This is a genomic window from Oscillospiraceae bacterium NTUH-002-81 (assembly GCA_032620915.1).
In the GTDB taxonomy this organism is placed as follows: Bacteria; Bacillota; Clostridia; order Lachnospirales; family Lachnospiraceae; genus JAGTTR01.
The window spans coordinates 2,287,559-2,313,547 of the sequence record CP136052.1 but is presented as its reverse complement, the minus strand read 5'-3'; the positions used below and the strand labels follow the sequence as shown (position 1 = coordinate 2,313,547).

The following is a 25,989-nucleotide window of genomic DNA, read 5'->3' as shown; positions in this document are numbered from 1 at the left end:
CGCCGCTTACACAGCGGCACACCGAGCAGGAAATCTGAAAAAGGTCTCCTGCTTTTTTTCTGCCCAAAATGAGGTGGTAAAACGCCACCCCATCCACCAAGCATAGAAAGGAGGGATACGAAATGCCCTGTCCACACAACGAAATCTCGATTGTTCAGCGTAGCCAACAGCAGTCTGCGGTTGCCGCCGCTGCCTACCAGAGCGGCGAAAAAGCTGTTCTGTGAATACGACCAAGAAGTGAAGCACTACCCAGAAAAGCGAGGTATCGTCCACAATGAAATCCTGCTCCCGGCAAATGCCCCGCCGGAGTATGCAGACCGCAATACTTTATGGAACGCCGCCGAAGCTGTGGAGAAACAATGGAACTCCCAGCTTGCAAGGCGGTGGGTGCTTACCATTCCAAGAGAGATACCGCCCGACCAGTACGCTGTCCTTGTCCGGGAGTTCTGCCAGCAACAGTTTGTTTCCAAAGGCATGATTGCTGACTTTGCCATCCATGACCCCCACCCGCCGGGACACAATCCTCACGCCCATGTCCTGCTCACTATGAGGGCAATGGACGAACATGGGAAATGGCTTTCCAAGAGCCGCAAGGTTTATGACCTTGACGAGAACGGGGAACGGATAAAGCTGCCATCCGGCAGGTGGAAAAGCCACAAGGAGGATACGGTGGACTGGAACGACCAGAAGTATTGTGAAATCTGGCGGCATGAATGGGAGGTCATCCAGAACCGCTATCTGGAAGCCAATGATCGCCCGGAGCGTGTGGACTTGCGTTCCTATGCCAGACAGGGGCTTGATATTATCCCTACTGTCCATGAGGGTGCTGCTGTCCGGCAGATGGAAAAGCGAGGTATCCAGACGAATATCGGCAACCTGAACCGGGAAATCAGAGCCGCCAACCGCCTGATGAAGTCCATCCGGCAGCTTATCCAAAACCTCAAAGGCTGGATTACCGAGCTGGGAGAAAAACGGAAAGAACTGCTTGCACAAAAGGCGGCGGAGGAAGCGACACTTCTTCCCAATCTACTGATGAAATATATGGAGATACGAAAGGAAGAACGGAAGGACTGGACGAGGGCTGGACAAAATCGGGGGACTTCACAGGACTTAAAGGCAGTCAGCGAAGCCCTGTCCTATCTCCGGCAAAAGGGGCTTTCCACTGTGGAGGACTTGGAAGCCTTTCTGGAATCTTCCGGGAAATCAGCCGCAGATTACCGCAGTCAGATGAAGCCAAAGGAAGCCCGAAGCAAAGTGATTGACGGACTGCTTTCTGCCCGGACAGACTGCAAGGAATGTAAGCCTGTCTATGAGAAGTACCAGAAGATATTTTTTAAGAAAACAAAGGAGAAATTCAACCAGGAACACCCGGAGGTTGCCCGGTATGCGAAAGCCGCCGCCTACCTTGCCAAGCACCCGGACGATAAGGACAGCACCCAAAAGAAGCTGCAAGAGGAGCAGGAAACGCTTCTGGAAGAAATTGCAGCCCTGAAAACACCGCTGACCGAGGTACAGGAGGATTTGAAGAAGCTGCGGGACATTCGCTACTGGGTACGGAAAGCCACCCCCGGCACAGAAGAAAGCAAAGAGCAGCCCAAGAAACAGCCTATCAAAGAAGTCTTGCAGGATAAGGCTGACGAGAAAAAAGCACAAAGAACTGTACCGGCACAGACGAAACACAAACAACAGGATATGGAACTTTAACAGGCACTTGCCATTTTCAATCAGAGAATGTCAGGTGCTTTTCCTTTTTCAAGGAGGGATAGATTTGAATGTATTTGAAGCTGTGAAGCAGTCCGTCACAACAAGACAGGCTGCGGAGCATTATGGAATCCATGTAAACAGGAACGGGATGGCTTGCTGTCCGTTCCATAACGATAAGACCCCAAGTATGAAGCTGGATCGGCGTTACCACTGCTTCGGCTGCGGTGCGGATGGGGATGTGATTGATTTTGCCGCCGCCCTGTATGGGCTGGGAAAGAAAGAAGCCGCCGTACAACTGGCACAGGACTTCGGGCTTTCCTATGAGGACTGGAAACCGCCGGGAAAGGCAAAAAAGCCCAAGCCCCGGCAGAAATCCCCGGAGGAACAGTTTCAGGAAGTAAAGAACCGCTGCTTCCGTATCCTTGCCGATTATCTCCACCTACTCCGAGTGTGGAGAAAGGAATATGCCCCGCACTCCCCAGAGGAAGCCTTTCATCCCCGGTTTGTGGAAGCCTTACAGAAGCAAGCCCAAGTGGAATATCTGCTGGATGTGCTTCTGTTCGGGGAAACAGAGGAAAAAGCGGCTTTGATTACGGACTACGGAAAGGATGTGATACAGCTTGAACAGCGAATGGCAGAGCTTGCAGCCGCAGACGCAGCAAGAACTAAAAAACACCATGAACGCCATGCAGCCGCCACAGAGCGTTGAGGAAATCAAGGCGGGACTGGAAACTACCGAGAAAGGCGGTGTCCGTCAGAGCATACGGAACTGCCTGACCGTATTCCAGCGTGACCCGCTGCTTTCCGGGGCTATCGCATACAACATCCTGACCGACCGCAAGGACATCATAAAGCCCATCGGTTTTCAAAGAGAAAGCACCGCCCTGAACGATACGGATATGAAGTATCTGCTTCTTTATCTGGAAGAAACCTATGGGCTTACCAATGAGAAAAAGATTGATAACGCCATCGGGATTGTGGCGAATGAAAACAAGTACCACCCCATCCGGGACTATCTCAATACCCTGGTGTGGGATGGGACAGAACGAATCCGTTTCTGTCTGCGGCACTTTCTGGGGGGCTGACGCAGACGATTACACCTATGAAGCGTTGAAGCTGTTCCTGCTGGGTGCAATCTCACGAGCCTTTCAGCCGGGATGCAAATTTGAAATCATGCTCTGTCTGGTAGGCGGTCAGGGGGCTGGCAAGTCCACCTTCTTCCGTCTGCTGGCAATCCGGGACGAGTGGTTCTCCGATGATTTGCGGAAGCTGGACGATGACAATGTGTACCGCAAGCTGCAAGGTCACTGGATTATCGAAATGTCGGAAATGATGGCAACCGCCAACGCCAAGAGCATTGAGGAAATCAAGTCGTTTTTAAGCCGGCAGAAAGAGGTCTACAAGATACCTTATGAAACCCACCCGGCAGACCGCCCCCGTCAGTGCGTGTTTGGCGGCACTTCCAATGCCCTTGACTTCCTGCCCCTTGACCGTTCCGGCAACCGCCGCTTTATCCCCGTCATGGTTTACCCGGAGCAAGCCGAGGTTCACATTTTGGAGGACGAAGCTGCTTCCAGAGCCTATATCGGGCAGATGTGGGCGGAAGCAATGGAGATTTATAAAAGCGGCAGGTTCAAGCTGGCTTTCAGCCCTGCCATGCAGCGCTATCTCAAAGAACACCAGCGGGATTTTATGCCGGAGGACACCAAAGCCGGAATGATACAGGCGTATCTTGATAAGTACACCGGGAGCATGGTCTGTTCCAAGCAGCTCTACAAGGAAGCCTTAAACCATGCCTTTGACGAACCGAAGCAATGGGAAATCCGGGAAATCAACGAGATAATGAACCAGTGCATTGACCGCTGGCGGTACTTCCCGAATCCAAGAATGTTTTCCGAATATGGCAGGCAAAAGGGCTGGGAGCGTGAAAACCCGGCAACGGACTTATGCAACCCGTCTGAAAAAACGATGGATGGCTTTGTGGAGGTCACAGAACAGATGAAGCTTCCATTCTGAAAATGACAGCCCGTTGCACCCCCTGTTGCTATCCCGTTGCCGAGCCGGTTGCAGGACATTAGCCCGGGAAAATCCCTTATTTCCGGGCTTTTCTCCCTTATGACAACCAAAACAACAGAAAAATAAAAGAAAAGTATAAATAGTAACCATCGTCAGATTGAGATTGTTTGCAAGGTCTTTTGAAGCCCGTTGCCGGACTTCGTTGCCGACACCCTCTGTCTGGCTATTTTTATGTGCGCAGGCAATGAGCCAAGTGGATATTCTTGCATATCTATGTGGCGAATGCTGCGACAACGATAATTATGGAGGATAACTGCCTATGGAGAATAATAAGATGAATGTTGAAGGAAAAAATTACTCGGATATTCCGGTGTGGCGTAGATATACGCTTACCATTGAGGAAGCTGCCAGGTATTATCATATCGGCGAAGGGAAACTGAGAATGCTAATTGAAGAGCATCCGAATGAAGATTTTTATGTTATGAATGGCAATCGAGCCTTGATTAAGCGTGAAAAATTTGAACGCTATCTGGATCAGGCAACGGCTGTATAACTGGCATTAGAAATGCTTAACAGAAATTCCGAAATCACATGGCATAACTATACGGAGAGCCGGATTTGTGATAGTATAAAACTGCAAGTCTGGCTCTCCTTATTCTGAAAGGAGAGATTTCGATGAGTGAAAAAAGACGAGACAATAGAAATCGGATTTTGCGTGAAGGTGAATACCAGCGTACAGATGGGAGGTATCGTTACCGATATATTGACGAGGATGGTAAGGAGAAGAATGTGTACAGTTGGCGTTTGGACAAGAATGACCCGACTCCCAGGGGTAAAAAGCGAGAGCTTTCGCTGAGAGAGAAGGAAAAGCAGATTCAGGCGGATCTGTTTGACCATATCGTTACCCGTGGCGGCAATTACACGGTAGTTGAATTGGTAGAGAAATATACTTCTCTGAAAACCGGTGTCGGTCATAACACCAAGGCGGGATATAAGACCGTAATCAATATCCTGAACAGAGAAGCGTTTGGAAAGCAGCGCATTGACAAGGTTCGCCTGTCTGATGCAAAGGCGTGGCTGATCAAGCTTCAGCAGGTGGATGGCAGAGGGTACAGCTCTATTCACTCCATCAGAGGTGTTCTGAGACCGGCTTTTCAGTTGGCGGTAGATGATGATCTGATCCGTAAAAATCCTTTTGGATTTGAACTGGCATCGGTGATCGTAAACGATTCCGTCACCAGAGAAGCAATTACCCGTAAGCAGGAGCGTGATCTTCTGAAATTCATCAAGGAAGATAAGCATTTCTGTCGATACTACGATGCGATCTATATTCTCCTTAACACAGGGCTGCGAATCTCGGAGTTCTGCGGGCTGACGATCTCCGATCTTGAGTTCGACCAGAAGCGTATCAAGGTAGACCACCAGTTGCAGAGAACATCGCAGATGCAGTATGTAATTCAGGCTCCTAAAACGGAAAGCGGTATCCGCTATGTGCCGATGAGCGAGGAAGTTGTGGCGTGTTTTCGCCGTATTCTTGCCAATCGAGTAGCACCGAAAATAGAACCGATGGTAGACGGATATGCTGGATTTTTGTTTCTCGACAAGAACGATAAGCCAATGGTCGCCCTTCATTGGGAGAAGTACCTGGAACATATTATTGAGAAATATAACAAAATTTACCGTATTCAGATGCCCAAAGTAACTCCTCATGTATGCAGACACACTTTTTGTTCCAATATGGCGAAATCCGGAATGAATCCAAAGACGTTGCAGTATATCATGGGGCATTCGGACATCAGCGTAACGCTGAATGTTTACACCCATGTGCAGTTCGATGACGCACAGGCAGAGCTGCTTCGAGTAGCAAAAGCCTAAAACACCCCGTTGGTACAGAGCATTTATTTACCAACAGATTTACCAATATTGCAGGGAAAAGCACGAGAAAATACGGGAAGATTTGAGAAGATACCCCGGAAACACAGAAACAGGAAAATGCCGAAAAAACCTGCAATATTGGGCATTTGAGAAGAAATACAAAGCAAAAACGGAGTTATAAGAATATGATAAAAATACTTTTCATTTGCCACGGCAATATCTGCCGCTCCCCCATGGCAGAATTTGTTTTAAAGGATATGGTCACCAGATGCGGCCGCTCTGCTGACTTTTCCATAGCCTCTGCCGCCACCAGCACGGAGGAAATCTGGAACGGTATCGGCAATCCGGTGTACCCACCGGCACGACAGGAACTGGCGAAGCACGGTATCAGCTGCGGGGATAAACGGGCGGTGCGGCTGAAGGCTTCGGATTATGATACTTATGATTATCTCATCGGTATGGATGATATGAATATCCGCAATATAGAGCGGATGACAGGGCACAGGGCCGGGGAGAAGATCCGGCTGCTGTTATCCTTTGCCGGTTCGACGGATGGCATCAGGGATCCGTGGTATTCGGGTGATTTTGAGGAGACGTACCGGGACGTGGAGCGAGGGTGTAAGGCACTATTAGAATATTTGTTGTCGCAGAAACAATAATGATATAATTTCTCAATAAGAAAGGCGAGGCAGGGGAACATTCCCTTGAATCGCCTCTTTTGCTGTGCTAGAGTTAGCATAGAGGGTTAGAAAATACTAACCAAAAGAGGTGGAAATATGTTTTTGGAAATCAGTGATTTGAAGAAATCTTTCGGCTCCGGCGACAGTCGGGTGGAAGTTTTGAAGGGAATCAACCTGGCGGTGGAGCAGGGAGAGATCTGTGTGCTGCTGGGCCCCTCCGGATCGGGAAAATCTACACTTTTGAATATCATCGGCGGCATTGACAGTGCCGACGAGGGCGAGATCCGCATCAAAGGGGAGCGGATGGGCAGCATGAAGGAGAAGCAGCTGACCATGTACCGGAGAAAGCATCTGGGCTATATTTTCCAGATGTACAATCTGATCCCGAATCTGACGGTGCGGGAAAATGTGGAGGTTGGCGCTTATTTGAGCAGTAGCCCGCTGGATGTGGATGAGCTGCTGCAGACGCTGGGACTTTATGAGCACCGGAACAAGTTGCCGAACCAGTTGTCCGGCGGTCAGCAGCAGCGGACGGCCATTGGCCGGGCCATTGTGAAGAACCCGGACATTCTGCTCTGTGACGAGCCCACGGGCGCCCTGGACTATCACACGTCCAAGGAGATTTTGAAGCTCATTGAGACGGTGAATGAAAAATACGGCAACACGGTGATCATGGTTACCCACAACGATGCCATCAAATACATGGCGGATCGGGTGGTGCAGCTGCGGGACGGCATGATCCGCAAGGACTATCAGAACGAGCAGCGGGTTGCGGCTGAGGATCTGGACTGGTAAGGAGGCTTTGGGAGACAAGATGAGAAATCCATTGTCCAAGCGGCTTCCCAGAGAGCTGAAAAGTGAGTTTGGAAAATATCTGGTAATTTTTATCCTGCTGACGGCGACCATCGGCTTTGTGTCGGGATTTCTGGTGTCGGACGGCAGCCTGATCGCGGCATATAACGAGGGCTTTGAAAAATATAACATTGAGGACGGCAATTTCCGCCTGTCGGAGAAGGCGAATAAGGCGCAGGTGAAGTATATCCAGGAGGAAGGTGCCGTTACCCTGTACGATAATTTTTATGCGGAGGAGGCACTGACCAACGGCAGTACCCTGCGGATTTATCAGAACCGGGACGTTGTGAACACGGTGTGCCTGATGGAAGGGGCATTTCCGGAGGCGGCGGATGAGGTGGCTATCGACCGGATGTATGCGGACAACAACAGCCTCCGGGTGGGGGATGTGCTGGAAAATACGGACGGCGGACAGTGGGCGGTGACTGGCCTGGTGGCGCTGCCGGATTACAGCTGTCTGTTTGCAGATAATAACGATTCCATGTTTGACTCGGTGAAGTTTGGTGTGGCGGTGGTGACGCCGGAGGCGTTTTCCAGGTACCGGGAAAAACAGCTGAACTTTGACTATTCCTGGATTTATGACGAGAAACCGGTGGATGAAACGGAAGAGAAGGACCGGGCGGAGGATCTGATGAAGCTGATCTCCGCGGAGACAAAGCTGGAAACCTTTGTGCCTCAGTATCAGAACCAGGCGATCACGTTTACCGGTGATGATATGGGCGGCGACCGGGCCATGGTCACTGCCCTTCTGTACATCGTCATTGCCATTATGGCGTTTGTGTTCGGTATTACCACGGCCAATACCATTGCCAAGGAGGCCAACGTCATCGGCACCCTGCGGGCTTCGGGCTATACGAAAGGAGAGCTGATCCGCCATTATCTGGCAATGCCTGTGGCGGTGACACTGATTGGCGCCGTGATTGGCAACATTGGCGGCTACACGGTGATGAAGAATGTGTGCGCAGGCATGTATTATGGAAGCTATAGCCTGCCGGTGTATGTGACCAGATGGAATGCCCAGGCATTTTTGCTGACGACGGTGGTGCCGGTACTTTTGATGTTGGTCATCAATATCTGCGTGCTGGCTGATAAGCTGTCTCTGCCACCGCTGAACTTTTTGCGGCGGGATCTGCGCAGGAGAAAACAGCGCCGGGCGCTGTATCTGAGCAAATATATCCCGTTTCTGGGGCGTTTCCGGATCCGGGTGATCTTCCAGAATATGAGCAATTACCTGATCTTGCTGGTGGGCATTTTGTTTGCCAATCTGCTGCTCATGTTCGGCCTGCTTTTCCCGGCGGTGCTGGCGCATTATCAGGAGACGATCCCGGATCAGATGCTGTGCAGTTACCAGTATATTCTGCAGGTGCCGCTGGACGCCATGAATGAGGATCGGAAGCTGGAAAGCCTGTTTTCCATGATGCTGTTTCAGCGGGAGGTGGAGACGGACAACGAGGATGCGGAGAAGTTCAGCGCCTATTCGCTGAAAACCGTGGATGGCAAATACAAGAGTGAAGAAATTTTGCTGTACGGCGTACAGGAGGACAGCCGGTATGTGCCCCTGTCTCTGGGGACGGAGGATGTGTATCTGTCCTCAGCCTACGCGGATAAATTTCTGATTCAGCCGGGAGATACGATCCGACTGAAGGAGGCCTATGAGGATACCACCTACGAATTTACGGTGACGGGCATCTATGACTATGACGGCGGCATGGCAGTGTTCATGAACCAGGATCGACTCAATGAGGTGTTTGACCTGGGATCGGATTATTTTTCCGGGTATTTTTCGGATACAGAGATCACGGACATCGACGAGGCGTATATCGGGTCTGTCATTGATCTGGATGCCATGACGAAGATTTCCCGGCAGCTGACGGTGTCCATGGGCGGTATGATGACACTGATCGACGGATTTGCCGTGGGCATTTTCTTCGTGCTCATTTATCTGCTTTCCAAGATCATCATTGAGAAAAACGCTCAGTCCATTTCCATGACGAAGATTTTGGGCTACACCGGCGGGGAGATCGCGGGGCTTTATATCATTCCCACGTCCATCATGACGGTGCTTTTCCTGGTTCTGAGCCTTCCCATTGAATATGAGATCATGGTGTGGCTGTTCCGGGAAGTGATGCTCCAGAGCATGAGCGGCTGGATCCCACTGTATATCGATCCCATGGTATATGTGAAAATGCTGGCGCTGGGCCTTCTGGCCTACGGTGTGGTGGCGGCTACAGAGCTGCGCAAGATCCGGAAGATCCCGATGAATGAAGCGCTGAAAAACGCAGAGTAAAGGCAGGAGGAGATCAAGATGAAGAGAAAGAAAGCATTGCAGGTACTTGCGGTGGCGGCACTGACGGGTACGCTGGCGTTGGGCCAGATCCTGCCCGGAAGTCCTGTGTTGCCGACGGAACGTGTGGAGACAGAGAAGGAACAGCCCGCAAGACAGGCGAAAAATACAGCAGATACGGAAGAAAATATAGCGGCAAAGGCCGTAGCAGATGTGGCGAAAAACGACGCGGCAAAGTCGAAGAATACGCAGGAGAAAAAGACATCCACCGAAGAGACAGACAAAAAGGACAAAGAGGAAACGGTTTATGTAAAGGCGGATGCGGACGGCACGCCAAACAAGATCACGGTGGAGACGGTGTTGCGTGCGCCGGAGAACGGGGAAAAGATTGCTGATGTTTCTACGCTTTCCGATATCCGCAATACGGAAGGCGACGAGGAATTTACGAAGGATGCGGACGGCGTTCTCTGGTGGGAGAACAAGGGCGAGGACATCCAATATAAGGGCGCAGCCCAGGCGGCACTGCCGGTGCAGGTGCATATCCAGTATTTTCTCGATGAGAAAGAGATCGCGCCGGAGGAGCTGGCGGGCAAAAGCGGCCATCTGCGGATGCGGTTTACCTATGACAATCAGGAAAAACGGACGGTGACGGTGGATGGAAAGCAGCGGGAGGTGTGCGTGCCTTTTGCGGCCATGTCTACCTGTCTGCTGCCCGCGGATGTGTTTTCTCATGTGGAGGTCACCAACGGTAAGCTGATTTCCATGGGTGACCAGAATCTGGCGGTGGGCACGGCGTTCCCGGGACTGGAGGAGAGCCTGAAGCTTGCCGACTACGAACCCACGGAGGATGTGGATCTACCGGACTACGTGGAGATCAGCGCGGATGTGAAGGACTTTGAGCTGTCCTTTACGGCAACCATTGTGACGCCGGGGCTGTTTTCGGAGATCGAGGACAGTGATCTTTCCGATGCGGATGACCTGACGGATTCCATGAAGGAGCTGATGGATGCCACCGACGAGCTGGTGGACGGCACCGACGCTCTCCACGAGGGGGCCCAGACGTTTCAGGATTATATGGGACAGTACCTGGATGGCATCCGGCAGCTGAACGACGGCACGGCGCAGCTACAGCAGGGCGTTTCCTTATTAAATGAAAAGAAAACAGATCTGGTAAATGGCGCCAAAGGGCTGGCGGAAGGGCTGAAAGCGTTGGATACCGCCCTGCAGGGGCTGGATCTTTCCGGGGAAACCGGTGGGGAAAATGCCGGGGCATCGGAGGCGGCACAGGCCAAGGAGGCCCTGACCGCAGCGCTGGGCGCTCTTTCTGCAAACACGTCCACCCTGACTACGCTGTTAAATGAGATCACCCTGCCGGACGAGGCATCCTTAAATGCCCAGGCCACAGAAAAAGCCCAGGCGGCGGCAAGAGAGGCCTTCGCCGGTGCGCTGGCAGACAGCGGGCTTTCCGAGGAAGACCTGGCTGCGGTGCAGGGCGCATTGGAGGCTTCCGTATCCAACATTTCCATTGACGGCCTTTCGGTAGGCGGCAGCTGGGATGCAGATGGCATTGCCCAGGCATCTGCAGGGATCCAGACGTCCCTTGCGACCATCAGCGCCTATGTGCAGCAGCTCCAGGAGAGTATGGGCGGCGACAGCGGCCTGACAGAGCAGCTGGCGGCGCTCAAACAGAGCGTTTCCCAGCTGGCAGCGGGCAGTGAAGCGCTGTCTCAGGGGGTAACCGCTTTCGGCGAGGGCATCGGTCAGCTGTCCCAGGGGGACGGAGGCGCTGACCAAGGGCACCGGCATGTTGGTGGAGGCCGGCGATCAGCTCTATGACGGTTTCGGAGAGCTGACGGATGGCACCGAGGAGCTGGCTGACGGCATGAAGACGTATAACGAGGACGGCATTCAGGAGCTGGGCAAGCTGGCTGGCAGTGATCTCAAAGAGGTGCTGACCCGGATGAAAGCGCTGCGGGAGGCAGATGGCCAGTACGACAACTACGCCGGGATCGCAGACGGCAGCACCGGCAGTGTGCGGTTTATCATAGAAACGGAGGAAATCGCGCTCCCGTGACGGAGCCGCGGAAGAGAATTTCATTGAATTCACGGAAAGGAAATGGTATACTCTGTATGACAGAAGGATATCATGTTTGTGAGAGGGCCATCCAATGAATTGTCGTGAAACACAGCAGATGATCGATCGCTATTTAAAAAATAATCTGGAAGAAAGTGAATTGCAGGCATTCCTTGACCATGTCAGGGAATGCCCTTCCTGTTATGAGGAGCTGGAGATTTATTATACGATAGAGTACGCCCTGGGATATCTGGACAATGGAAAAAAAGGAGCCACCAACCCCACCGAGCGGTTGAAGGAAGAGTTAAAAGACAAGGAGCGGGTGCTGCACCGGCACCACCTCTTCGGGATGTTCCGCACGACGGTCATCGGCGCGGCGCTGGCAGCGCTGGTGATCTGCGCCGGGATTCAGATCGGCCTGGTGGGAAGCGCCGAGGCAATGCAGACGACAACCGAAGGGGCAGAGCAGACGAAAGGCCCGGCGGAGGCGGGGACGATACCGGCGACAGCGGCGGACAGGAATGAGTTGCTGCCTGACGCGAAGGAACGTGAGTAAAACGGTCTGAGAACAGATCGCGGACTGATGTGTGCGGCCGAAATGGATACGGTATAGCGGCCGGATAGATAAAGGAGCAGAAGATGGACGGAAAAATCGTTTTGATTGATGGACACAGTATTTTGAACCGGGCCTTTTACGGGCTGCCGGATCTGACCAATGCGGAAGGATTGCACACCAACGCGGTGTACGGTTTTTTAAATATCCTGTTCAAGATCCTGGAGGAGGAACAGGCGGATTACCTGACGGTAGCCTTTGACCGGAAGGAGCCCACCTTCCGTCATGAGATGTATGAGGCGTACAAGGGGACGAGAAAACCCATGCCGGAGGAGCTGCGCCAGCAGGTGCCGCTGATGAAGGAAGTGCTGACAGCCATGGGCGTGCCCATCGTGGAGCGGGCCGGGTACGAGGCGGACGACATCATCGGGACGCTGGCGAGACGAAGCGAGGAGCAGGGGCTCTCGGTAACGGTGCTGTCCGGCGACCGGGATCTGCTGCAGCTGGCCACGGACAAGGTACTGATCCGTATCCCCAAGACGAAACGGAACGGCACGGAGATCGAGGACTATTACGCCAAAGATGTGCTGGCCCAGTATCAGGTGACGCCGAAGCAGTTCATTGAGCTGAAAGCGCTCATGGGCGATACGGCAGACAACATTCCGGGACTGCCGGGAGTGGGGGAGAAGACGGCCACCAAGATCATCGTGGAGTACGGTTCGGTGGAAAATGCCAAGGCCCATGAAAGTGAGATCAAGCCCAACAAGGCAAGGCTGGCTTTTGAAGAGCATTATGATCTGGCAGAACTCAGCCTGAAGCTGGCCACCATCAAGACGGACTGCGAACTGGATTACGATTATGAGAAAGCAAGGCTTCATAATCTCTATACAAAGGAAGCCTATGAGCTGTTCAAACGTCTGGGCTTCCGCAATCTGATCAGCCGTTTTTCCGAGGAGGAGAAGGAAGAGACGGCCAGACGGGAGATTGAAAGGATCACGGATCTGGCGGAGGCGCAGGAGATTTTTGACCGTGCCAAGAAAGCAGAGCGGGTGGGATTTGCCATTCTCACGGAAGACCATACTTTTGTGGGCGTGGCACTCTGTGAAGAAGAGACAAAGGTTTCCGTATTTTTGCCGGAGGGATTTCTGACGGAAAGCTATTTGCAGGATCAGATGAGTCAGGTGTGCCAACAGGCGGCCCTTTGTGCAGCTGTGGATGTGAAGCCCATGCTGGATTTCCTGGAGCCGGTCTGTCAGGGACGGCTGTATGACTGTGCGGTGGCGGCGTATCTTTTGAATCCGCTGAAAAGCGCATACCCCTGTGACGAACTGGTGAGGGAGTACACCGGGGAGCTGATGCCTGCCAGAGAGGAGCTGCTTGGCAAGCACACTTTTGCCAAAGCCCGGGAAGAGGAAGAAGAGAAGCTGGTGGTTTATGCCGGCAATCTGGCGGCAGGGGCCTGGAAGCTGCAGCCTATTCTGGAGGCGCAGTTAAAAGAGACCGGCATGGAGCAGCTGTTCCGACAGATCGAGATGCCCCTGGTCTTTACCCTGCATGACATGGAGCGGGCAGGCATGCGGGTGCAGGCGGAGGAGCTGAAAACCTACGGGGAGCAGCTGCAGGTGCGCATTGAGGTATTGGAAAAGCAGATCTATGAGGAGGCCGGAGAGAAATTCAACATCAATTCTCCCAAGCAGCTGAGTGTGATCTTATTTGAAAAGCTGGGGCTGCCCGGCGGCAAGAAGACGAAGACAGGATATTCCACATCCGCGGACATTCTAGACAAGCTGGCCCCGGACTATCCGCTGGTGGCGGACATTCTGGAATACCGGCAGCTGACGAAATTAAAATCCACCTATGCGGATGGCCTGTCGGCTTACATCGGGCCGGATCAGCGTATTCACAGTACGTTCAACCAGACCATCACGGCCACCGGCCGCATCAGCAGCACGGAGCCGAACCTGCAGAACATCCCGGTGCGGATGGAGCTGGGCCGCATGATCCGCAAGGTGTTTGTGCCGGAGGACGGATACGTGTTCATTGACGCGGACTATTCCCAGATCGAGCTGCGGGTGCTGGCCCATATGTCCGGGGATGAGATGCTCATTCAGGCGTACAAAGAAGCCCAGGACATCCACCGGATGACGGCGTCCCAGGTGTTCCACACGCCCTTTGACCAGGTGACGGATCTGCAGCGGCGCAACGCCAAGGCCGTGAACTTCGGCATCGTGTACGGCATCAGTTCCTTTGGCCTGAGCCAGGACCTGAGCATTACGAGAAAAGAAGCAGCAGAATATATCGAAAAATATTTTGAAACCTATCCGGGGGTCAAGGCATTTCTGGATCATCTGGTGGAGGAAGCGAAAGAAAAGGGCTATGTGACCACCATGTTTGGCCGCAGGCGGCCGGTGCCGGAACTGAAATCCAGCAATTTTATGCAGCGCTCCTTCGGGGAACGGGTGGCCATGAACTCCCCCATTCAGGGCACGGCGGCGGATATCATCAAGATCGCCATGATCCGGGTGAACGAGCGGCTGAAGCGGCAGCAGATGAAGTCCCGGCTGGTATTGCAGGTGCACGATGAACTGCTCATCGAAGCCTGGAAGGAAGAGGCAGAGCAGGTCAGACAGATCCTGACGGAAGAGATGCACCGGGCGGCGGATCTTCGGGTATCGCTGGAGATCGATATGCATGAGGGAAACAGCTGGTACGAAGCGAAATAAAGCCATGCGAAATCTGACGCAAAGATGTGACAGATGAAAACAGCAGATAAATAAATATAGGAAAAACGAGAGAAAAAGAAACGGGAGGAACGAGAGATGATGGTTCTGGGCATTACCGGTGGCGTGGGCGCCGGGAAAAGTACGGTTCTTGATTATATGAAGGAAAAATACCAGGCAGTGATCCTGCAGGCAGATCTGGCGGCCCATGATCTCATGCAGAAGGGCGCAGACTGCTATGATAAAATCGTGGAGACCTTTGGCACAGACATTGCGGGCGCTGACGGCCAGCTGGACCGGACGAAGATGGCAGCAGTGGTATTTGCCGACCAGGCGTTGCTGGAAAAGTTAAACGGTATCGTCCATCCGGCGGTGAAGCAGTATATTCTGGATCGAATCGGGGAAGAACGGAAGAAAGGCAGCTGTCGGGTAATGGCCATTGAGGCGGCCCTGCTCATCGAGGAGGGCTATGGTGCCATCTGTGACGAGCTCTGGTATATTTATGCCAGCGAGGACATCCGGCGGGAACGTCTGAAGGCGACCCGGGGCTATTCCGACGCACGGATCGACGGAATTTTCAAGAGCCAGTGTCCGGAGGCGGTTTTTCGGGCCAACTGCGCGGTGACCATCGACACGGGCATCAGTCTGGACTGCACCAAAGAGCAGGTGGACAGATTTTTACAGGAAAGGATCACGAAATAACATGAGATTTTGCAGCATTGCCAGCGGCAGCAGCGGAAACTGTATTTATGTGGGCACGGAGGATACCCATCTTCTGGTGGATGCCGGGATCAGCGGCAAGCGGATCGAGCAGGGCTTAAATGAGCTGGAGCTTTCCACAAAGGATATGGACGGCATTCTGGTGACCCATGAGCATGTGGATCATGTGAAGGGGCTGGGGGTTCTGGCGCGAAAATACGGCATTCCCATTTATGCCACGGCGCCCACCATCGAAGAAGTGAAATATATGTCCTCTCTGGGGAAAATTCCGGAGGAGCTGTTTCATCCCATCTGCGCGGACGAGCGATTTTCTCTGGGAGATATCCAGGTGAGCCCCATGCACATTTCCCACGACGCGGCGGATCCGGTGGCCTACCGGCTGGACTGCGGGGACAAGTCGGCGGCGGTGGTGACGGACCTTGGCATTTATGATGATTATATTGTAGACAAAATACAGAATTTGGATGTATTATTATTGGAAGCAAACCACGACATCCACATGCTGGAGGTGGGGGCTTACCCATACCCGCTGAAACAGCGGATTCTCGGGGAAAAGGGGCATCTGTCCAACGAGCTGTCCGGCAAGCTTTTATGCCAGGTGCTGGGCGATCAGACGAAGGCGGTGTTCCTGGGACACTTGAGTAAGGAAAACAATTACGAGGAGCTGGCCTATGCCACGGTGAAGCTGGAGATCGATCTGGGCGATACCGATTATCACGCAGACGATTTTCGGATCGAGGTGGCAAGCCGGGAAAAGCTTTCTCCGGTCATTGCTTTCTGATGGATTTTACATACTGCGAGGAGTAAAGAGATGAAAAAAACAATTATTACCGTAGTCGGAAAAGACACTGTGGGCATCATTGCAAAGGTATGCACCTACCTGGCCAACAACCGCATCAACATTCTGGACATTTCCCAGACCATCGTTTCCGGATATTTTAACATGATGATGATCGTGGACGCCAATGATTCTACCAAGCCTTTCGGTGATTTCTCCAGAGAGCTGGAGCAGCTGGGGGAAGAGATCGGTGTGAAGATCAAATGTCAGCATGAGGATATTTTTGAAAAAATGCACAGAATCTGATGGATCGGCAGAAAGGGTACGAATATGATAAATATGTTTGAGGTCAATGAGACCAACAAGATGATTGAGCAGGAAAATCTGGATGTGCGTACCATTACCCTGGGCATCAGCCTTCTGGACTGTATTGACGCGGATCTTTCTACTCTGAACAGAAAAATCTATGAAAAAATCACTACAGTGGCCAAAGATCTGGTGACTGTGGGCAAAGAGATAGAAAATAATTATGGTATTCCCATTGTAAATAAGCGGATCTCCGTGACTCCCATCGCGCTGGTGGGCGGGGCTGCCTGCAAATCCCCGGCGGATTTCGTCACCATCGCAAAGACCCTGGATGAGGCAGCCAAGACCGTGGGCGTGAATTTCATCGGCGGCTACTCGGCGCTGGTGTCTAAGGGCATGACCACGGGGGATGAGAATCTGATTCTTTCTATCCCGGAGGCACTGGCCTGCACCGAGCGGGTGTGCAGCTCCATCAATGTGGGCTCCACCAAGTGCGGTATTGATATGGATGCAGTCCGTCTCTTAGGACAGGTGGTACACGACACGGCAGAGCACACGAAGGAGCAGGATTCCCTGGGCTGTGCCAAGCTGGTGGTGTTCTGCAATGCGCCGGATGACAACCCGTTCATGGCGGGCGCTTTCCACGGCGTCACCGAGGCAGATGCGGTGATCAATGTGGGCGTCAGCGGCCCGGGCGTGGTAAAGACGGCCCTGGAAAAGGTGCGCGGCGAGAGCTTCGAGGTGCTGTGCGAGACCATCAAGAAGACGGCCTTCAAGATTACCCGTGTGGGACAGCTGGTGGCAAAGGAAGCCAGCGCCAAGCTGCATATTCCCTTTGGCATCATCGATCTGTCCCTGGCGCCGACCCCGGCGGTGGGCGACAGCGTGGCAGATATCCTGAAGGAGATCGGTCTGGAGCATCCAGGTGCCCCGGGCACAACGGCAGCGCTGGCGCTGTTGAACGATCAGGTGAAGAAGGGCGGCATCATGGCGTCCTCCTATGTGGGCGGCTTAAGCGGCGCTTTCATTCCGGTGAGCGAGGATCAGGGCATGATCGACGCGGTGAACGCAGGGGCGCTGACGCTGGAGAAGCTGGAAGCCATGACCTGTGTGTGCTCCGTCGGTCTGGATATGATCGCCATTCCAGGAGACACCACACCGGAGACCATTTCCGGTATCATCGCAGACGAGATGGCCATCGGCATGATCAATCAGAAAACCACGGCAGTCCGCGTCATCCCGGTGATCGGTAAGGGCGTGGGCGAGACGGTGGAATTCGGCGGCCTGCTGGGCTATGCACCCATCATGCCGGTGAATCCGTTCCACTGTGATGCGTTCGTCAACCGGGGCGGCAGAATCCCGGCACCGGTACACAGCTTCAAGAATTAGGGATATAATGAGCGCAAGTGAGTCACCATGCTGGCATGAGTGACGAACGGCGAATGTGATCATGATAGCTGCGTAGCAGTGTCAAGCACGGAACGTGCGAATCATGATATAATATCTGTAAAAGGGGAAAAAGATGGCTGCGGTGGCGTATGAAAAGAAAGATCATGTGGCGGTGGTCACACTGAAAAATGCCGGAAAACGGCATTGGTCAGAACCGGAATGGATCGCAGAAGTCCAGGCGGCGGTGAAACAGGTGGAGCGGGATCTGGATGTGTATGTGCTGCTTTTCACAGATGCCGGAGCGTGCAGCAAAGAGATGGCTGCGCCGGATAAACAAAATAACGCAGAGCAGTCCCGGCAGCTGGAAGAACTATGCGCGGCCGTGCGCAGCCTTCGGGTGCCGGTGATTGCGGCCATGAATGGATTTTCACTGGATGGCAGCTGTGATCTGGTGAAAGCGTGTGATATCTGCATGGCATCGGAAACGGTGGAGGAGACGGGCCCGGCCAATCAGGTGGTGGCGCCGGAAGCGCTTACAGATACCGCTATGGCGCTGGCTGTGCAGATCTGTGCCAATGGGCAGATCGCAGTGCAGGAGATCAAACGGTGCGTCAATATGGGGCTGGCGGCAGGAGAAAGCGCTGGTCTGGAATTTGAACAGCAGGCTTTTGCCCTGTGCAATGCCACGGAAGATAAGCGCATTGGCATGGGCGCGTACTTGCGTCATGAGAGCGAGAAAAAGTTTCAATATCGGTAAAAGAAAAGAGAACCCCGAAGGTCGGATGAGACTTTCGGGGTTCTTTCGCATCGTATGATATCCAAGAGAACCGGTGCAGTTTGACTTGGATGGATATTCATGTTGGTAGATGCTTACGAAACAGTTGGAGATTTTGATATCCGTTGTTACTTTTGCTGGTGGTAGCAGGCTTTACAAATATACATGGGCAGGCGCATCCGGGTGGCATTGTCAGGGAAGAAGAATCAGCCCTCGGGTGTATTCGTTCACAGGAAGCCGGTGAAAACGTGCACCCGCCGCAGTCTCGTAGATATCCACCGCCAGCAGGTCATGGTTCCAGAGCCACAGGGCGCCGGCAGCGTCGCTGCCCCAGGTGTCCTGCAGGATCCGTGTGGCATCTGCCGTCTTGGTGATCAGCGGGATCCGGGAAGTCTTCTTTAAGACAGAAAGAAGGGGCGCAGCTTCCTTTCGGAATCCCAGAATCCGGGCGTAAGGCACGGGGAAAGCACTGGTGCGCAGCTGCCGGAAGGGATATTCTTCTACATCCAGCAGGATATGGGTGAGGCACCGGGCGATGCGCGTACGGGTCAGGTTTTTGGCTTTCAGAAGATCGGTGAACTGGGCCGCATCCACAAAAGCAGGCAGCTTGTCTGCGATGCGGGCGGCCAGATCGGGGGTCATGTCGGCAAATTTTGATAGAAGCTGAGCTGGTGCACATGTCAATGCAGTTTGACCAGAGGTGTTCCGTATGGACAGAGGGGACGCGCTTTGGGATGCGGTATCTGCCGCAAATAACGGTGCCTGGGAATCTATGCAGCTGTCGCTATGCAGTGGTGCCTGGAAACGGTTGTACCTGTCGCCGTGCAGCAGCATCAACAGCCGGTAGCGCAGCAGGGCGGAAAAATCGTTTTCCTCCACGGGAAAGCTTTTGCCCTCGTTCTCTTTTAATATAGAAAGAACAGCATCGGGCACCGCGGTTTTCAACTGTTCCGTGGGCAACTGTCTGGCAATGGCGGCGCGGATGCCGGTGGCCGAGGCAAATTGATCCGGGGAAAGGCCGGTGTCGTGGTAGCCGCTTCCCGACCGGGGGATGATGCACGGGGTGATGGAGCTTTTGCAGGCTTTCAATGCTTTCACATATTCCAACCCCAGAATGTTGTTGGGGGAGGAGAGCACTTCTGCGGCAGATGCTGCGGGGAACGAAGCCAACGTTTTTTGCAGCGCCTGCATCCGGGCTTTGGGAAAGGATAGGCCCTCCTTTAATGACTGGCGCAGCGCTTCCTGAAAAACAGGCGGTTCTTCCAGCAGGCAGTCGGCGGCCCTTTGGAACATTTCTAAGAGAATATCGTTCCTCTTACCGGGTACCGGATGCGGAACCGGTGCTGCATTTACGATACAATCTTCCGGGTTTGCTGTCTCTTTTTCAGAAACGGGCACCTCTGCTCCGAAAGCCAGCGCGTCCATAGCCCCTAGGCTGTCCAGCAGTGCGACGCCGCCCAGGGCAAAATGCTCGGCGCTGGCGGTGGCGTAGGCCGCAGGCAGCTCCAGCACCAGATCGGCGCCGCAGGAGAGGGCCATGCGGGTGCGTTCGTATTTGTTGAGGATGGCCGGGGTGCCGCGCTGGACGAAATCACCGCTCATGACGGCAATGACATAGTCGGCGCCGGTTTTTTCACGGCTTTCGGATAAATGATGGCGGTGGCCGTTGTGAAACGGGTTGTATTCTGCGATTACACCGGTAACGTTCATGGTCAGACTCCTTGCTGGTACATATTTGATAGGAAGAGTGTACCACGTTTCCATGATTTTGCGGACTGTTTTCTGAGAAAAAAATGAATCAGGAAAAAAAATTCATAATTTTACGGAAAAAAAGGAGAGCGATTGTTCGCCTGAAAGTACACTTTCAAGGGGTCAGACATCTTGTAGGAAAAAAATAAATCGTATATAATAACCGTATCGAGGGCCGGACGGCAGAAGTCCGGTAATGATACGAGAATACGAGAGGAGAGTATTTCACAATGGCATTTATTGATCACATTAAAGCAAAAGCAAAACAGGACAAGCAGGCAATCGTACTGCCGGAGACCAAGGACAAGAGAACACTGATCGCAGCAGCACAGGTTCTGAAAGAGGGAACCGCAGACATCATCATGGTTGGTAAGGAAGAGAAGATCATGGATGGTGCTAACTGGCTGGATGTAGATCTGACAGGCGTAAAGGTTGTTGACCCTGATACAGATCCGAAGCTGGACGAGTATGTAAAGGTTCTGTATGAGCTGAGAAAACATAAAGGAATGACCGAGGAGAAGGCAAGAGAGATCCTGACCACAGACTGGCTGACCTACGGCGTTATGATGGTAAAACAGAAAGACGCTGACGGCATGGTAGCCGGTGCCTGCCATTCCACCGCTGATACCCTTCGTCCGGCTCTGCAGATCCTGAAGACTGCTCCGGGAACTGACCTAGTATCCGGTTTCTTCATCATCGATGTACCGGATTGCGAGTACGGCGCAAACGGTACTTTCCTGTTCGCAGACTGCGGCCTGAACCAGGATCCCAACGCATCCGAGCTTGCTTCCATCGCAGACAGCAGCGCAAAGAGCTTCCGTGCTCTCGTAGAGGAGAAGCCTATCATCGCCATGCTTTCCCACTCCACCAAGGGCAGCGCAAAGCATGCACTTGTTGACAAGGTCGTTGAGGCAACCAACATCGCAAAAGAGAGATACCCGCAGCTGATGATCGACGGCGAACTGCAGGCTGACGCAGCTCTTGTTCCTTCTATCGCAAAGAGCAAAGCAAAAGGCAGTGAGGTTGCAGGACATGCCAACGTGCTGATCTTCCCGAACCTTGACTGTGGTAACATCGGCTACAAGCTGGTACAGAGACTGGGCAAGGCTGATGCTTACGGCCCGATGCTTCAGGGTATCGCAAGACCGGTTAATGACCTGTCCCGTGGATGCTCCGCTGAGGACATCGCAGGCGTTGTTGCTCTGACAGCAGTACAGGCACAGATGGTATAAGAGGAAAGCATTTGTTTTTGAAAAAGTTTATTAGAGAAGCGTATTGTTTGTAGAGGAAAGTTTCAGGAGGTTTTGAAATTATGAATATTTTAGTAGTAAACTGCGGAAGTTCTTCCTTAAAGTATCAGCTCATTGATTCTGCTGCTGAGGAAGTGCTTGCAAAAGGACTCTGCGAGAGAATCGGTATCGATGGAAGCCAGCTGGTATACCAGAAAGAGGGCTGCGAGAAGGAGAAGACCCTTGCACCGATGCCGACCCACGAGGAGGCAATCAGCCTTGTTCTGAACGCACTCATGAACGAGAAGAGCGGCGTCATCAAGTCCTTAAGCGAGATTGGCGCAGTTGGACATCGTATCGTGCATGGCGGCGAGAAGTTCTCCGAGTCTACCATCATTGATGACGAGGTAATGAAGGCCATCGAGGCATGCAACGATCTGGCACCGCTGCACAATCCGGCAAACCTGATCGGTATCCGTGCCTGCCAGAAGCTGATGCCCGGTACACCGATGGTAGCTGTATTTGATACCGCTTTCCATCAGACCATGCCGGAGAAGGCATATATGTACGGTCTGCCTTATGAGTACTATGAGAAATACGGTGTCCGCAGATATGGTTTCCACGGAACCTCCCACAACTTTGTATCTCACCACATGGCTGAGTTCCTTGGCAAGAACATTGAGGATATGAAGATCATCGTCTGCCACCTGGGCAACGGCGCAAGTGTCAGCGCTGTACAGGGTGGCAAGTGTGTAGATACCTCCATGGGCCTGACTCCTCTGGAAGGCCTGATCATGGGTACCAGATGCGGCGATATCGATCCCGCCATCATGGAGTTCATTGCCAAGAAAGAGAACCTGGACATTGCAGGCGTCATGAATGTACTGAACAAGAAGTCCGGCGTACAGGGTCTGTCCGGTATCTCCAGCGATTTCCGTGATCTGGAAGATGCAGAGGCAAAGGGTGATCCGGCTGCCATCCGTGCACTGCGTACCTATGAGTACCGTGTTGCAAAATACATCGGCGCTTATACCGCAGCCATGAACGGTGTGGATGCCATCGCTTTCACCGCAGGTGTGGGTGAGAACGGCCCTGATACAAGAAAGAACATCTGCGCATACCTGGGATACCTGGGCGTAGAGATCGACGACGAGGCAAACGGCAAGAGAGGCGCTGACAACATCATTTCCACCAAGGATTCCAAGGTGACTGTATGCGTTATCCCGACCGATGAGGAGCTTGCCATCGCAAGAGAGACCTTAAGACTGGTACAGGCTTAATCGCTTCGATAGGATCCTATTATAAAAAACAAAAGTGGGGTTTCACCTGCCGTTACAGTTTTGGACTGTAACCGTCGGGTGAGATCCCTTTTTTGTACAAAGGAAATGACATGTGTTTCTGCCGGTTGTATTTCCGGAAAAGATATGCTATAGTAGGAAAGAACTGACGCCGGGATATGCTGCGTTGGTTCGCATCAGATACTTTCAGGTGCCGGAACAGATTTTCTGCGGTCCGGTGAAAAGGGAAACAGGTGTGAATCCTGTGCGAACTCGTCACTGTATTTGGGGAGCGCAAGGCCAGTATGCCACTGAGCGATTGGGAAGGCGGCTTTGCGTGAGATACCTATAAGTCAGGAGACCTGCCTGGAAGGAAGTCGGGGGATTCCCCGGGCCACGAGTAATTGGTCGTATATGGATGCTGTTTTTACGACATCATTGCGCCCTCTTACGAATGCCCTCCGAATGTGAGGGTATTTTTTCGCAGAGCGGCAGGCGAATCAATCTGTACGCTGCGACAAAAAAGAAGGAGGAACGACATGAAAAAGAGAATGTCAACAATCGTAACTATGCTGGCGGTAGCGGCAATCTGCCTTACCGGCTGCGGAAACAACAACGCCCAGACAGCAGAGCCTGCGGATACCAGCGCTGAGGAGACTGCAGATGAAGAGCAGGCAGAGGAGACAGACGCTGCGACGACTGAGACCGCAGACGCGGAGAAGTCCACAGATACTGCCATTATGGTCGTGAGCTTTGGTACAAGCTATAACGACAGCCGCGACATCACCATCGGCGCCATCGAGAATGCCATTGCGGATGCTTTCCCCCAGTACGAGGTACGCCGTGCATTTACCAGCCAGATCATCATCGACAAGCTGAAAGAGCGTGACGGACTGGAGATCGACAATGTACAGGAAGCCCTGGATCGCGCAGCTGCAGACGGGATCAAGAACCTGATCGTACAGCCGACCCACCTGATGGACGGCCATGAGTACACCGATCTGAAGGATGAACTGGAAGGATACAAGGATAGCTTTGAGAACATTTCTCTTGGCGCGCCTCTGCTGACCAGCGATGAGGACTTTGAGGCAGTGATCAAAGCCATCACAGACGCAACTGCTTCCTACGATGACGGCGAGACCGCTGTTGTATTCATGGGACATGGTACAGATGCAGACTCTAATGAAGTATATGCAAAATTACAGGAGAAGCTGACTGCTGACGGATTCGAGCATTACTACATCGGTACCGTAGAGGCAACCCCGTCTCTGGACGATATCAAGGCTGCCCTGAAAGAAGCCGGCACCTACAAGAAGGTTGTTCTGGAGCCGCTGATGGTTGTTGCAGGCGATCACGCCAATAACGACATGGCCGGCGACGAGGATGATTCCTGGAAATCTCAGCTGACCGCAGAGGGCTACGAGGTAGAGTGCCTGATCCACGGCCTGGGCGAGAACGAAGCCATCCAGCAGATTTACGTAGAGCATACACAGGCAGCAGTAGACGGCCTGAACAAATAATCGTCTGCACATGAATAAATAAGATACATGGGGCCTGCCGGAACATGCACCCCGGTGTACTGCCGGTGGCTGTGTTTTTCGGCGGGCTTTTTATATGATAGGAAAATGTGTCGCAGGAAAGGGGATTTCTATGGAAAAAAGAAGGTTGTGGGAACAGGAAACAGAGAATGTGCGGATGGAGTCGAACGCCGACGGAAAAAGGTTTGTCCGCAGGGGCAGCCGGACCGGAAAACTGCTGGGGCTGGCGGTGTTGACTGCATCTATGCTGCCGCTTGCGCCGGTGTGTGCCGCTGCACCTGATGCTGCTGTTTCCGATGACCAGACGGATAACGCACAGGCGGCTGCCGGTGACTACAGCCAGGTGGCATCGGACAGTGAAAAAGTGACGCCCCAGGAGGTGGGAATCCCCGGCATGACACCCATTACGGCAGATGACGTGGCGGATGGTACTTATGAGGTGACGGTGGAATCCAGCTCCTCCATGTTTCGCATTGAAAAAGCTGAGCTGACCGTACAGGACGGGCAGATGAGCGCTGTCCTGACGCTGGGCGGCACCGGTTATCTGAAGCTTTATATGGGAACCGGGGCGGAAGCGGCGGCAGCAGATCCGGCGGATTATATTGATTATGAGGAAAATGCGGAGGGCCAGTATACGTATCTGGTACCGGTGGAGGCGCTGGATATGCCTGTGGACTGTGCGGCTTTCAGCAAAAAGAAAGAAAAAATGGTACGACCGCCAGATCCTTTTTGAGGCAAAAAGCTTACCGGCAGAGGCTGTCCTGACAGAACTGCCGGACTATGATGCCTTGGAAAAAGCAGCCCGGGATGCCAGAATCCAGGAAATGAAGGATGAAAAAGCCACAGAAGAGGCACAGGAGGCAGAGGCGAACGCGCAGAGTACTGGACTGGCAGCGGAACATGTGGATGGAACAGCTGTGGACGGTGCCGGTGGAAGTGCGTCTGGTATGGAAGACTTGACGGCGCTGGATCTTTCTGATGGCATTTACAGCGTGGAGGTTTCTCTGGAAGGCGGCAGCGGCAGAGCGACCGTGACTTCCCCGACCCAGCTTTTTGTTGCGGACGGTGCGGCAAAGGCGCTGGTGGAGTGGAGCAGCAGCAACTACGATTACATGATCGTGGGCGGTGAGCGGTATCTTCCCCTGGATGGCTATGATCAGTCGGCATTCCTGATCCCGGTGGAAAAACTGGGAGAGTCGCTGGAAGTGGTGGCTGACACCACGGCCATGAGTGTGCCCCATGAGATCGCCTACACCCTGACCTTCGACGGCGGCAGTCTGATCCCACTGGAGGAACAGGCAGATACCACCGGCAACTGGATCCTTCTGGTGCTGGCCGTTTGCATCTGCGCGGTGGCATTTGTAAAAACGCGCAGGAAATAGACGGCAGCAGAAAAAAGGTGATCACGAGTGCTGTCTGACAGAAAGCCTGACAGGAAAATTTGGATGATACTGCATCAGACAGAAAAGA

Annotated in this window: 20 protein-coding genes, 4 pseudogenes and 1 riboswitch; of the genes and pseudogenes, 22 read left to right on the top strand and 2 right to left on the bottom strand. The window is 53.1% G+C overall.

Going from position 1 to position 25,989, the window contains the following annotated elements; genetic code table 11:
* Positions 1 to 122: 122 nt before the first annotated feature.
* The 3 genes and pseudogenes from mobQ to RJD28_11325 all read left to right on the top strand — a co-directional run bounded on the left by mobQ (position 123) and on the right by RJD28_11325 (position 3,720).
* Positions 123 to 1,704: pseudogene (gene mobQ, locus RJD28_11335) on the top strand (MobQ family relaxase).
* Positions 1,705 to 1,768: 64 nt separating this feature from the next.
* Positions 1,769 to 2,413, top strand: coding sequence for a CHC2 zinc finger domain-containing protein (locus RJD28_11330; GenBank protein WNV56899.1), 645 nt, complete (start codon positions 1,769 to 1,771; stop codon positions 2,411 to 2,413).
* Positions 2,382 to 3,720, top strand: a pseudogene (locus RJD28_11325) (virulence-associated E family protein). Before RJD28_11330 ends, RJD28_11325 begins: the two are co-directional and overlap by 32 nt.
* 28 nt (positions 3,721 to 3,748) lie before the next feature.
* Here the strand turns inward: RJD28_11325 and RJD28_11320 are convergent.
* A pseudogene (locus RJD28_11320) lies at positions 3,749 to 3,981 on the bottom strand (tweety protein).
* Positions 3,982 to 4,039: 58 nt separating this feature from the next.
* On the opposite strand from RJD28_11320, the gene RJD28_11315 reads away from it, so the two are divergent.
* From RJD28_11315 to RJD28_11250, 14 genes are all read left to right on the top strand, one after another.
* Positions 4,040 to 4,273: an excisionase gene (locus RJD28_11315; protein ID WNV56898.1), complete on the top strand. Its 234-nt coding sequence runs from the start codon at positions 4,040 to 4,042 to the stop codon at positions 4,271 to 4,273.
* Between the two features lie 122 nt (positions 4,274 to 4,395).
* Positions 4,396 to 5,595, top strand: a complete 1,200-nt coding sequence (locus RJD28_11310; protein WNV56897.1) for a site-specific integrase — start codon at positions 4,396 to 4,398, stop codon at positions 5,593 to 5,595.
* Positions 5,596 to 5,780: 185 nt separating this feature from the next.
* Positions 5,781 to 6,254 carry a low molecular weight protein-tyrosine-phosphatase gene (locus tag RJD28_11305; protein ID WNV56896.1) on the top strand — a complete coding sequence of 158 codons (474 nt, stop codon included), beginning with the start codon at positions 5,781 to 5,783 and terminating at the stop codon, positions 6,252 to 6,254.
* Positions 6,255 to 6,371: 117 nt separating this feature from the next.
* The gene (locus RJD28_11300; protein ID WNV56895.1) at positions 6,372 to 7,070 is read left to right on the top strand and encodes an ABC transporter ATP-binding protein; all 699 of its coding nucleotides are present in this window, start codon (positions 6,372 to 6,374) and stop codon (positions 7,068 to 7,070) included.
* 19 nt (positions 7,071 to 7,089) lie between these two features.
* A complete protein-coding gene (locus tag RJD28_11295; GenBank protein ID WNV56894.1) occupies positions 7,090 to 9,414 on the top strand; it encodes an FtsX-like permease family protein in 2,325 nt (774 codons plus the stop codon).
* An 18-nt stretch (positions 9,415 to 9,432) separates the two neighbouring features.
* Positions 9,433 to 11,247 carry a hypothetical protein gene (locus RJD28_11290; protein ID WNV56893.1) on the top strand — a complete coding sequence of 605 codons (1,815 nt, stop codon included), beginning with the start codon at positions 9,433 to 9,435 and terminating at the stop codon, positions 11,245 to 11,247.
* A complete protein-coding gene (locus tag RJD28_11285; protein WNV56892.1) occupies positions 11,216 to 11,485 on the top strand; it encodes a hypothetical protein in 270 nt (89 codons plus the stop codon). Before RJD28_11290 ends, RJD28_11285 begins: the two co-directional genes overlap by 32 nt.
* Before the next feature lie 94 nt (positions 11,486 to 11,579).
* Positions 11,580 to 12,041 (top strand): zf-HC2 domain-containing protein, encoded by a 462-nt coding sequence (locus RJD28_11280; GenBank protein ID WNV56891.1) that lies wholly within the window; start codon positions 11,580 to 11,582, stop codon positions 12,039 to 12,041.
* 83 nt (positions 12,042 to 12,124) lie between these two features.
* Complete coding sequence (polA, locus tag RJD28_11275) at positions 12,125 to 14,761, top strand: DNA polymerase I (GenBank protein WNV56890.1); 2,637 nt, start codon at positions 12,125 to 12,127, stop codon at positions 14,759 to 14,761.
* A 96-nt stretch (positions 14,762 to 14,857) separates the two neighbouring features.
* On the top strand, positions 14,858 to 15,460 hold the full coding sequence (gene coaE / locus RJD28_11270; GenBank protein ID WNV56889.1) for a dephospho-CoA kinase: 603 nt from the start codon (positions 14,858 to 14,860) through the stop codon (positions 15,458 to 15,460).
* Position 15,461: 1 nt separating this feature from the next.
* Positions 15,462 to 16,259, top strand: a complete 798-nt coding sequence (locus RJD28_11265) for an MBL fold metallo-hydrolase (GenBank protein WNV56888.1) — start codon at positions 15,462 to 15,464, stop codon at positions 16,257 to 16,259.
* 30 nt (positions 16,260 to 16,289) lie between these two features.
* Entirely contained in the window at positions 16,290 to 16,562 is a 273-nt protein-coding gene (locus tag RJD28_11260; GenBank protein ID WNV56887.1) for an ACT domain-containing protein, read from the top strand.
* 24 nt (positions 16,563 to 16,586) lie between these two features.
* Positions 16,587 to 17,951: a PFL family protein gene (locus RJD28_11255; GenBank protein ID WNV56886.1), complete on the top strand. Its 1,365-nt coding sequence runs from the start codon at positions 16,587 to 16,589 to the stop codon at positions 17,949 to 17,951.
* A 133-nt stretch (positions 17,952 to 18,084) separates the two neighbouring features.
* The gene (locus tag RJD28_11250) at positions 18,085 to 18,708 is read left to right on the top strand and encodes an enoyl-CoA hydratase-related protein (protein WNV56885.1); all 624 of its coding nucleotides are present in this window, start codon (positions 18,085 to 18,087) and stop codon (positions 18,706 to 18,708) included.
* Positions 18,709 to 18,918: 210 nt separating this feature from the next.
* Here the strand turns inward: RJD28_11250 and RJD28_11245 are convergent, their stop codons facing one another.
* The gene (locus RJD28_11245) at positions 18,919 to 20,436 is read right to left on the bottom strand and encodes a nucleotidyltransferase family protein (protein ID WNV56884.1); all 1,518 of its coding nucleotides are present in this window, start codon (positions 20,434 to 20,436) and stop codon (positions 18,919 to 18,921) included.
* 269 nt (positions 20,437 to 20,705) lie between these two features.
* Here RJD28_11245 and pta point away from each other — a divergent pair, with 269 nt between their 5' ends.
* The 5 genes and pseudogenes from pta (at position 20,706) to RJD28_11220 (ending at position 25,901) form a co-directional block, all read left to right on the top strand.
* Positions 20,706 to 21,707 carry a phosphate acetyltransferase gene (pta, locus tag RJD28_11240; protein WNV56883.1) on the top strand — a complete coding sequence of 334 codons (1,002 nt, stop codon included), beginning with the start codon at positions 20,706 to 20,708 and terminating at the stop codon, positions 21,705 to 21,707.
* 80 nt (positions 21,708 to 21,787) lie between these two features.
* Positions 21,788 to 22,984: an acetate kinase gene (locus RJD28_11235; GenBank protein WNV56882.1), complete on the top strand. Its 1,197-nt coding sequence runs from the start codon at positions 21,788 to 21,790 to the stop codon at positions 22,982 to 22,984.
* A 189-nt stretch (positions 22,985 to 23,173) separates the two neighbouring features.
* Positions 23,174 to 23,366: riboswitch (cobalamin riboswitch) on the top strand.
* A gap of 184 nt (positions 23,367 to 23,550) precedes the next feature.
* Complete coding sequence (locus RJD28_11230; protein WNV59611.1) at positions 23,551 to 24,501, top strand: sirohydrochlorin cobaltochelatase; 951 nt, start codon at positions 23,551 to 23,553, stop codon at positions 24,499 to 24,501.
* A gap of 409 nt (positions 24,502 to 24,910) precedes the next feature.
* Positions 24,911 to 25,277: pseudogene (locus RJD28_11225) on the top strand (hypothetical protein).
* Positions 25,278 to 25,343: 66 nt separating this feature from the next.
* Complete coding sequence (locus RJD28_11220) at positions 25,344 to 25,901, top strand: hypothetical protein (protein WNV59610.1); 558 nt, start codon at positions 25,344 to 25,346, stop codon at positions 25,899 to 25,901.
* Positions 25,902 to 25,989 lie beyond the last annotated feature (88 nt).